The organism is Allocoleopsis sp. (genome assembly GCF_036703385.1).
Taxonomy (GTDB): Bacteria; Cyanobacteriota; Cyanobacteriia; order Cyanobacteriales; family Coleofasciculaceae; genus Allocoleopsis.
The window spans coordinates 1-9,516 of sequence record NZ_DATNPA010000748.1 but is presented as its reverse complement, the minus strand read 5'-3'; the positions used below and the strand labels follow the sequence as shown (position 1 = coordinate 9,516).

Annotated in this window: 6 protein-coding genes and 1 pseudogene; 6 read left to right on the top strand and 1 reads right to left on the bottom strand. The window is 46.6% G+C overall.

Annotation, left to right across the window (positions count from 1 at the left end; genetic code table 11):
- The 4 genes and pseudogenes from V6C93_RS35275 to V6C93_RS35260 all read left to right on the top strand — a co-directional run.
- Positions 1 to 734 (top strand): annotated as a pseudogene (locus tag V6C93_RS35275) (hypothetical protein); the annotation flags it as partial.
- On the top strand, positions 694 to 1,944 hold the full coding sequence (locus tag V6C93_RS35270) for a glycosyltransferase family 4 protein (protein ID WP_333481363.1): 1,251 nt from the start codon (positions 694 to 696) through the stop codon (positions 1,942 to 1,944). The pseudogene V6C93_RS35275 and the gene V6C93_RS35270, both read left to right, overlap by 41 nt.
- A gap of 246 nt (positions 1,945 to 2,190) precedes the next feature.
- Entirely contained in the window at positions 2,191 to 3,357 is a 1,167-nt protein-coding gene (locus tag V6C93_RS35265) for a glycosyltransferase (RefSeq protein WP_333481362.1), read from the top strand.
- Positions 3,354 to 4,541 carry a glycosyltransferase gene (locus tag V6C93_RS35260; protein WP_333481361.1) on the top strand — a complete coding sequence of 396 codons (1,188 nt, stop codon included), beginning with the start codon at positions 3,354 to 3,356 and terminating at the stop codon, positions 4,539 to 4,541. The genes V6C93_RS35265 and V6C93_RS35260 overlap by 4 nt, the downstream gene beginning before the upstream one ends.
- 20 nt (positions 4,542 to 4,561) lie before the next feature.
- On the opposite strand, the gene V6C93_RS35255 is transcribed toward V6C93_RS35260, so the two are convergent.
- Positions 4,562 to 6,892 (bottom strand): GumC family protein, encoded by a 2,331-nt coding sequence (locus tag V6C93_RS35255; protein ID WP_333481360.1) that lies wholly within the window; start codon positions 6,890 to 6,892, stop codon positions 4,562 to 4,564.
- A gap of 460 nt (positions 6,893 to 7,352) precedes the next feature.
- On the opposite strand from V6C93_RS35255, the gene V6C93_RS35250 reads away from it, so the two are divergent.
- The gene (locus V6C93_RS35250; protein WP_333481359.1) at positions 7,353 to 8,675 is read left to right on the top strand and encodes a glycosyltransferase family 4 protein; all 1,323 of its coding nucleotides are present in this window, start codon (positions 7,353 to 7,355) and stop codon (positions 8,673 to 8,675) included.
- A gap of 252 nt (positions 8,676 to 8,927) precedes the next feature.
- The coding region (locus V6C93_RS35245; protein ID WP_333481358.1) for an ABC transporter ATP-binding protein at positions 8,928 to 9,516 on the top strand (589 nt) is incomplete at its 3' end.

Below are 9,516 nucleotides of genomic sequence, written 5' to 3'. Positions count from 1 at the left end.
TTATTGAGCTTCTTTTAGTGAGCGTGAATTTGCTCATGACTGGCTCTCGTACTAGTGTGATTTCTGCTGTTCTATTTCTGCTAGGTTTTCTAGCTGTGCAAGGATTGAAGCTGCCGACACGTACACTGAATTTGCTCAGTAAGTTTTTTGTGCCAGCGATCATTGTTGCCATTGCTGCCTTGATCTGGTTTCGCCCTGCCCTTGAAGCCTACTGGTATCGTTCTAGTAAGACCCACGATGTGTCTTATCGGGTTGTGAGCAGTCTGATAGAGCCTTTTGAGTTTATGAAATATAAAGAACTGGATGGCTATGGCACTGGGGCAACACACCAGGGATCTGCAATGTTACGCCGAGCCCTTGATTTACCTCCCGGTGAAAAGATTACGGTGTATCACGAAGCAGAAATGGGTAGAATTGCTCTGGAACAAGGCCCCATTGGTTTCCTGTTTTGGTATGGACTGAGAGTCAGCCTTGCGATCGCACTCTTACATACCTTCTGGAAACTGAAAAGGCCGTTTCTGCGGCAGTTAGCACTGGCAGCCTCCCTGATCCAAGCGATTCAAATAACAGGTCTTTTAGTGTTTCACCATACTTTCTTGCTTCACTACTGGTTCCTGAGCGGCTTTATCTTTTTGCTACCTCGCCTCGAACAAATAGAGAATTGGCAAGCAGAACAAAGACTGTTGCAAGAATATGTCCTATCCTCGTATTTCTCTGATTCATCCTACAGGTAATCCCTTTGCGCGTAACGGTGCGATCGCGTTATCCGAAGCTGGCTTACTCAAGGAAATTGTTACAAGCATTGCCTTCAATCCCGAAGGTGCTTTGTCATCTTACTTAACTCTACTGCCCCACACCCTTAGAGAGAGCATCACGCAAGAATTAGGACGTAGAACCTGGGTTCCTCCACCAGGTGTTCTGATGCAGATGCATCCCTGGCGGGAAATCATGCGCATCTTATTTGTGAAAACAGGCTTGTATCGCCGCTTCGGCTTTACCTATCAAGGACTGGCTGATTGGGTCTATCTCTCACTGGATCGGCACGTTGCCAAACATCATCTCCAAAACATTGATGCCGTCTATGCTTACGAAGATGGTGCAGCTACGGCATTTCAGCAGGCAAAACAGCAGGGTATCCTATGTTTGTACGATCTACCGATCGCCTTTTATCGCACAAGCCACACTCTTCTATCTCAAGAAGCTGAACAATTTCCTCAGCTTGCCTCCGCATTACAGGTAACTCAAGAACCAGATTGGAAACTCAAACGGAAAGAGCAAGAAATTCAACTGGCTGATCATATCTTTATCCCTTCCTCATTTGTCAAGAATTCCTTGCTTGAGGCAGGAGTAAAACAAGAAAAGATTAGTGTTATTCCCTTCGGCGCACCCATCGACTATTTCTGCCCATATCCTAAGCAAGACCAGCGTTTTAGAGCCTTATTTGTTGGTCGGGTTGGCCCCCGTAAAGGCGTTCACTACTTGTTGCAAGCTTGGCAGGAATTAAGCTTTCCGGAGGCTGAGTTATTGTTGGTGGGAATTAATGATTTTCCTGAAGGCTGGCTCGATCGATATACAGACCAGGTTCGCTATATTTCGTCGGTACCCCATACTCTCTTAAATCAGTACTATAGCTCGGCAAATGTTTTAGTGTTACCTTCTCTCGTGGAAGGACTTGCCTTAGTGCAGTTAGAGGCAATGGCTTGTGGAATTCCTCTGATTACTACACCGAATGCCGGTGGTTCTGATATTATAACCGATGGCGTAGAGGGTTTTGTTATACCGATTCGGAATGTAGATGTGCTTAAAGAAAAACTAGAGTGGTGCTACTCCCATCCTCTAGACTTAGCTGCAATGGGTGACGCTGCTCGCCGGAAAGCAGAACAGATGACCTGGAATTTATATCATCAACGCTTGGCAAATCGAATCAGAGATTTGCTGAGTTAAAATGACGGATTTGTTAGCAGATCTAGTTTGAAAATGAGTTGAAGGTTAGAAGGTTGAAGGTTAAAACTGGTTATTCCTAGTGAATATCTATTTTTGGAACAAACCACAGAGGCGCAGAGTACACGGAGAAGAGAATGAGAGTAAATTGTAGATAAAAGGAGTTATTAATCGGGATTTGAGCTAAGAGGTCACTGCTTATAGGTCAAGTTCATTGGTGTGTATCTGAGGTTATTATCTATATTTATTATGCAAAATAATGAGAATAAAATAACTGTTCACCTCTGGGTTCCTAATTTATTTGAATTCAAAGGAGGTATCCAAGTCTACTTGCAGGATATTTTACAGGCATTTACTCATCATTTTCCTAATGTATCGCTATTAATTTTTGATAAGCTTGACCAGTGTCAGCCTGATTCTACGTTTGCTACAAAAAATATCTCATTTAGATTTAGTGGAACTGTACCAAAAATCTTACAAACCTGCCACTTTGCTCTAAGTCTAATTCTTGGTGCTGTTAGGGAGCGCCCAAAAGTAATTTTATGTGGTCATATTCATTTTTCACCAGTTGCTCTATGGATTCAGCGCCTGACGAAAATTCCTTACTGGATTATTGTTTACGGTACCGATGCTTGGGATGTCCAAGATGCCTGGAAAGTTAAGGCGTTACATTCAGCAGACAAGATAATTTCTATCAGTACCTATACCCGCGATCGCTTAATTAAGGAGCAAGGACTGCCTTCAGAAAAAATCTCCCTTTTACCCGTTACCTTTGATGCCCAACGCTTTAAGCTCAGTCCTAAACCGAATTATTTACTACAACGTTACCGATTAGAAGCGCAGCAGCCTATCCTATTAACCGTTGGTCGCTTAGCCAGTTGCGATCGCTACAAAGGCTATGACCAAATTTTGCAGGCTTTACCAGAAATTCGCCAGCAATTTCCTAATATTCATTACATTCTAGTTGGCCAAGGAGATGATGTCCCCCGACTTGAACAGTTAATTAATCAGCTGGATTTACAAGAGTGCGTCACCTTCGCTGGGTTTGTGCCTGATGAAGAGCTTTGTGACCACTACAATCTTTGTGATGTTTTTGTCATGCCCAGCAAAGGTGAAGGCTTTGGAATTGTTTATCTAGAAGCCTTAGCCTGTGGGAAACCTACCCTAGGGGGGAACCAAGATGGGGCCATTGATGCGTTGCGTCAGGGGGAACTGGGAGCCTTAGTTGACCCCGATGATGTGCAGGCGATCGCAGAAACGATCATTCAAATTTTACAAGGCACTTACCCAAACCCTCTGATTTACCAACCGGAATTATTGCGACAAAAAGTTATTGATTTTTTCTCTATAGAGCGCTTTAATCAAACCTTATATGACTTAATCACAACATCTAAAACTCTTGACCCTCAGCGATGAAATTATTACACGTCATTCCTTCCTTGGCCAAAGTGAAGGGGGGTCCCACTCAAATCCTGCTAGAAGTCGTCAAAGCGCTACAGGATAAAGGGTGTAATGTAGAAATTGTTACAACTAATGATAACGGGTCTGAAGTGTTAGATGTCCCGTTATATCAACGGGTTCAATATGAGCATGTTCCCGTATGGTTTTTGCCCCGAATTTTCCTCCCCATGAAGGAATTTATTTTCTCTACGGCTTTAACTAGCTGGCTGGGGCAACAGTTGAAAGAGTATGACTTAGTTCATACTCACTATCTCTTTTCTTATGCTCCTACTTGTGCCGCTACGCTGGCAAGATGGCAGAACATTCCTTACATCGCTACGCCCTATGGAATGCTTACCCCTTGGGCACTTAATCATAAACGCCTCAAAAAGCAAGTCTATTCCCCCATCGAACGCCATAACCTCAACCAAGCTGTAGCGATCCACTGTGCGACGCTAGAAGAATCCAGGGATGTTCGCAATTTTGGAGTACAGACCCCTACCTTCGTGGTTCCTTACGGGGTTCATCTGCCTGCTTATCAATTTCAGTCTCAACAACGCATCCGCCAGTTATATAACATTGGGTCTGAGACACCGATAGTCCTGTTCCTTTCTCGGCTCCACCCGAAGAAACGCCCAGACTTACTATTACAGGCACTGTCGCGACTTGCTGCCCTCAACCATAACTTTCATCTGATTTTGGCGGGTTCGGGAGAATCGGACTATCTCAGGTACCTGATCAATTTAGTGGCATCTCTGGGTTTAGCGGAGCGGACAACCATGCCAGGTTTTGTGACGGGTGTGGAGAAAGATTTATTGATTCAAGGCTGTGATCTGTTCGTTTTGCCCTCATTTTCCGAAAACTTTGGCATTGCCGTGGCAGAAGCGATGGCAGCGGGAGTGCCTGTGATTGTGACACCCGATGTTCAAATTGCCCCAGATATTGCCCAGGCGAAGGCAGGACTTGTGGTTAAGGGAGAGTTGGATGCATTAGTGAGGGCTATACAAGAGTTGCTCATCTTCCCGAACCGCCGTGCCGAACTAGGGGAAAATGGCAAGCGATTGGTGAGTCGTCGCTATTCGTGGAGTGCGATCGCCAGTAATCTTACCAGCATTTATACAGCGATCGGGCAAGGAAAGCGCCTCCCAGTACCACGATAGACCTACTCGCTTGGCTGTGTTCAACGCCGACTCAGCTTTTGTCTTTGGGGATCTTGGGTGTAGTACCGGAGATATTGCTCATAGCTGCTAGTCGTATAGTTTTTAACACCATTGGCAATCAGTCCCAGCACACGAGCACGAGAAGTCTTTAAACCATATAAAACTTCGGCAAACACCGAGCGGTCTGTTTTGCCCAGCCCCACTACTAAAGCAATTCCATCGGTATGAGCAGCTAGAATTCTCGCATCCGCAAGACCTAGCAGAGGCGGCGTATCATAGAGTACGAGGTCGAATTCTTCTTGCAAGCGCTCAACTAAATTCCGCATCTTTTTGGAAGCCAGAAGCCGGGTGGGGTCGGGGGGGATTTGTCCGGCAGTCAGCACAAACAAATTGTCTTCCGTAGACGAAAGCGTTGCGGCTCCAAAGGAGCAGCGCTGGATTACATCATCCACATTGATTTCGCTGGAAATGACATTGCTCAGTCCCCAGACATTCGGCAAATCCGTGGTCTCATGAATTCGCGGACGGCGTAAATCCGCATCCACCAGCAACACTCGTAACCCCATCGCTGCTGCTGCCTGCGCCAGGTAAGTTGTTACAGTTGATTTTCCATCGGCGGGTGTCGAGGAGCTAATCACCAACGAGCGAATCGGTTGATCGGGACTGATAAATTGGAGATTGGTGTGGAGCGTGCGGAACGACTCTAAAAATGGAGAGGAATTATACCCGTAAGATCGGCCTTTGAATCTAATCTCTCGATTCTCCTCATCTGGCATCAAACTGACAGAGGGGTCTGCGGCACGTTTCTTCAGTTCTTTTGTAAACGGAATGGTGCCTAAGATCGGTAAACCCGAACTTTCTTTGAGTTCATCGGGTGAGTGAAAGACTTTGTCTAGCTTTTCCGCTAAAAATCCGGCACCGGCACCGGCGAGTAACCCTGCTATGCCAGCGAGGACGAGGCCACGCGGGACGTTAGGCGAGATGGGCGCTTGGGGCTTTTGTGGCTCGGATAGCTTCTGCCAAGCAGGGGTCTTTTGGGATTCTTCAATTTGCAGCTTCTCCTGAACGGCGAGAAAACGGCTTAAGCTCTCCGTTGCTACACTAAGCTGCCGCTGTAAATCGGTATACAGGCGGGCGATCACGGGCAGATTTTTGAGTTGCTCACCCAGCCTCCGTTCTGCATCGGCGATCTCTTGCCGACGCACGGCTAGAACCTGAATTTGATTTTTGGTTTCTATCAGCTTTTGGGTCAGATCCTTACGCATCGAACTGGGAGAAGCCAGGGATTCGGCATTGTTGGGGACGCCAGAGGCTCCATTACCGATCACTTGTGCCGCTTCTTGCTCCACCAAGGGTTCTAATCTTCGTTCCTCATCACGCAGCCTTTGCATGATCGGGTTGTCGTCTTGGAGCCGCGCTGACTCTTTGGCAATTTTACTTTTTACTTCAGAGAGCTGGTTGAGTAACTGTTGGTAGCGTGGTGCCTCTGACAGTGCAGAGGAAGCGATCGCTTGCTCCGGCGTTACCCCCAACTCCGATAACTGAGTTTGTAGCTCAGTGTAGAGTTTTTGGGCTTCACCCAGCTGGCTCTCGGTTTCTTGTCGTTGTTTACTAATATCGCCGGCACGATTTGTCAACTGTTGACCCTGAGTTTCTGGATCGACAATTTTGTAAGTCTGCCGCAAATTCTGGATGGACAGCTGAAGCTGGTTCACTCGCTGTTTTAGCGTCTCTGTCTGCTGATTGACAAACTTCAGCCCTTGACTTAAGCTGGTTCGCTGCTCTGTCTCCGAGTACTTGATGTAACCTTGGGCAAGTTGCTCTAAGATAAACTGAATTTTTTCGGGGTCTGAATCTTGATAGCGAACCTCTAAAATTTTAGTTTCTGCCAGCCGAGAAATCGCCAGCTTGCTCCGGAGCATGTCGTAGTTAATTTCCGGATATCGCTTTTGAATTTGCTTGACTATCGGAGACATCACCTGAGGGCTCCACAAGACCTGAATTTGGGTCTCGTAGTCCGGCCTCTCAACGCGCATATCGGTACTTTTGCTGAGGGATTGAGTCAGCTCATCAACCTTGTCTCCACCCGAAGCGGGTCCCACAAGCAGTTGAAATTTACCCTCATAGTTGGGAACCTGTTTCATGACCTTGGCAGCCACCCCAGAGGCGACAGCGATCGCCACACCGGCAATAATGATCAATCGCCGACGTGCGATCGCCAAAACCTTACCCAGATCGAGTTTGTCTTGGTCAAGCTCAGACAACTCCGCTGTGTAGAGTGGAGATAGCTGGGATAGCTGCTTACCGTTGTCGTTCGGTAGCAACGGTTGATACTCTCCATCTAGACCCATAATTCAAAAACGCTACAGTTTGCGTGAGAAAAGTAACCTTTATTTTCCTCAAATTCAGGGAAACTGAGCTGAGGATAGACCTAGCGATCAATTCTTACCAATTACTGATACAGCCTTTAACCTGTCCGTCAGGATAAACAACTTGAGCAGTCAAATAAAATTCTCAATTGCTTTTATGAAGAGTAAGCAAACGAGGCAACCTATGAGGAAACCTTTACGTCGATTTGGAGAGTCACAAGTTACACTCGATTTATTTGTAATTAGTTTTAAGCAGATCTATTCCGGAAAATGGCTCAGAATTTAGTAGAGATAGCTTGGACATAACGAGTCACAATGCAATGAGATACGTTAATCCTGGAATTTAAGGTAAGCTTCCCACTGCTTTTTGAAGATTGATCGCAAATCAACAGCAAAAGGGAAAGATAGTTCATAAGCCCACCCGACTCAGTAACGAGGCGAAATGAGTAAAGGAAATATTTTGGTACGGAATAACAGACGGATCAAACTGTCAATCATCACCCAGTTTTATCCGCCTGACTACGCTGCAACGGGGCAGCTGATCGAAGAACTAGCACTTCAGTTAGGACAACTGGGTATGCCCGTTCAAATCTTTACAGGACAGCCCGGTTATGCATTCCACGAAAAATCCGCTCCAGCGATCGAGCAGTTAGATCAGGTTAGGATCAAGCGATCGCGGACAACTCGGCTGTGGTCGAAGCGCATTCGTGGAAAAGCCCTGAATGGGCTCCTTTTTTGTCTGCGTTCTGGAGTTCATTTACTCAGAAACCGTAGTCGCGGCGACGTGCTTCTCCTCACCACGGCTCCTCCCTTCTTACCCATTTTAGGGTACCTAGTTCACAAGACTTTTGGTTTACCCTATGTTTGCCTGCTTTACGATCTATATCCTGATGTTGCCGTCGAACTCAAAGTTGTTGCTCGCGAACATTGGGCTGTCCGACTTTGGGACACTATCAACTGCCACGTTTGGCGGCGGGCACAAAAAATCATCGTTCTCAGCACTACGATGAAAGACCGGGTTGTCGCCAAATGCCCAGAAATTACGGATAAAATTAGCGTTATTCATAATTGGGCTGACCCCAATCAAATCGCCCCAATCGCCAAACATCAGAATTGGTTTGCCCAAGCCTTCAATCTGGTGGACACCTTCACAGTACTCTATTCTGGCAATATGGGTCGCTGCCATGATATGGAGACAATCCTCGAAGCCGCTAAACTCTTAAAAGACGAACCGATTCAGTTTGTCTTCATCGGCAATGGAGCTAAGCGCCCAGGGTTCCGGACACAAGCGAGTCAGCTGGGCTTAAAAAATTGCCAGTTCTTGCCCTACCAAGACAAAGAAAACCTACCCTATTCCCTGACAGCGTGTGACTTGTCCTTGGTCAGCGTGAGCCCTGGGATGGAAGGGTTGGTTGCCCCCAGTAAACTTTATCCGGCATTGGCAGCAGGGCGTCCCTTGGCAATTATCTGCGAACAACATTCCTATTTGCGATCGATGCTTGAGGAGTCTGGCTGTGGAGAAGCATTCAATAACGGCGACCCTGAGGGGCTGGCAGCTTTTATTCGCCGCTTAGCCAGCGATAGCCAACTAACTAAGCAGATGGGTCAGGCAGGACGTCGCTATCTACAGTCAAACTTTACCCCTGGCTTGATTGCACAGCAATACTCGCAGCTGTTGTGTGAGGCAGTTAAGGAAACGATGGAATCATCCTCCTCGCGCCCTGTAGAAAAGCTTACGGGTCAATCGCTTCCCCTTGGCAAATAAACTTGAAAATATTGTGCCTGCCGATAGTCTGATTGTCAGCTTGGTCGCTTTTGTGATTCCTGGGATGATGCTTGCACTCATGGCATTATCACTTCATACCCAGTTTGTGCATCATACACTTACGCACACTGCTAAGGTAAGGCTAACGGGATGACGAATCCCTCTTCTCACCTGTAAACTCATTTGGTGTACTCTTGGAGTATGCAGCAATTCCACGCCTAATGGCTGTGGGCTTTCTTGGAGATTGCTGTAATGTCGGATACAGTGATTCGGGTTGAGAACCTAAGTAAAAAGTACATCATTGGTCACCAGAGGCAGGAGCGTTACATTTCATTGCGAGATGTAATAGCTAATGGTGCAAAATCGTTTGGGCGAAAGCTTCTCCGGTCTTCGGGTAAGAGGCTAGTTGACCCAACGATTGAAGAATTTTGGGCGCTCAAGGATGTATCGTTTGAGATTCAGCAAGGCGATCGCGTTGGGCTCATTGGTCGCAACGGCGCAGGAAAATCCACTCTATTAAAGATTTTAAGCCGAATTACGGAGCCGACTACTGGACGCATTTCTCTTAAGGGGCGAGTGGCAAGTCTCTTAGAAGTGGGGACAGGCTTTCACCCAGAGTTGACGGGTCGAGAAAATATCTATCTTAACGGTGCCATTCTGGGGATGAGTAAGGTAGAAATTAAAAAGAAATTTGATGAGATTGTCGCCTTTGCGGAAGTTGAGAAGTTTCTTGATACCCCTGTAAAGCGTTATTCTTCTGGAATGTATGTCCGTTTAGCCTTTGCCGTAGCTGCCCATTTAGAACCTGAGATCTTAATTGTGGATGAGGTGTTAGCGGTAG

Coding starts and splice junctions, on each gene's coding strand:
- V6C93_RS35270 (WP_333481363.1), top strand. CDS start 694: ATGTCCTATCCTCGTATTTCTCTGATTCATCCTACAGGTAATCCCTTT.
- V6C93_RS35265 (WP_333481362.1), top strand. CDS start 2,191: ATGCAAAATAATGAGAATAAAATAACTGTTCACCTCTGGGTTCCTAAT.
- V6C93_RS35260 (WP_333481361.1), top strand. CDS start 3,354: ATGAAATTATTACACGTCATTCCTTCCTTGGCCAAAGTGAAGGGGGGT.
- V6C93_RS35255 (WP_333481360.1), bottom strand. CDS start 6,892: ATGGGTCTAGATGGAGAGTATCAACCGTTGCTACCGAACGACAACGGT.
- V6C93_RS35250 (WP_333481359.1), top strand. CDS start 7,353: ATGAGTAAAGGAAATATTTTGGTACGGAATAACAGACGGATCAAACTG.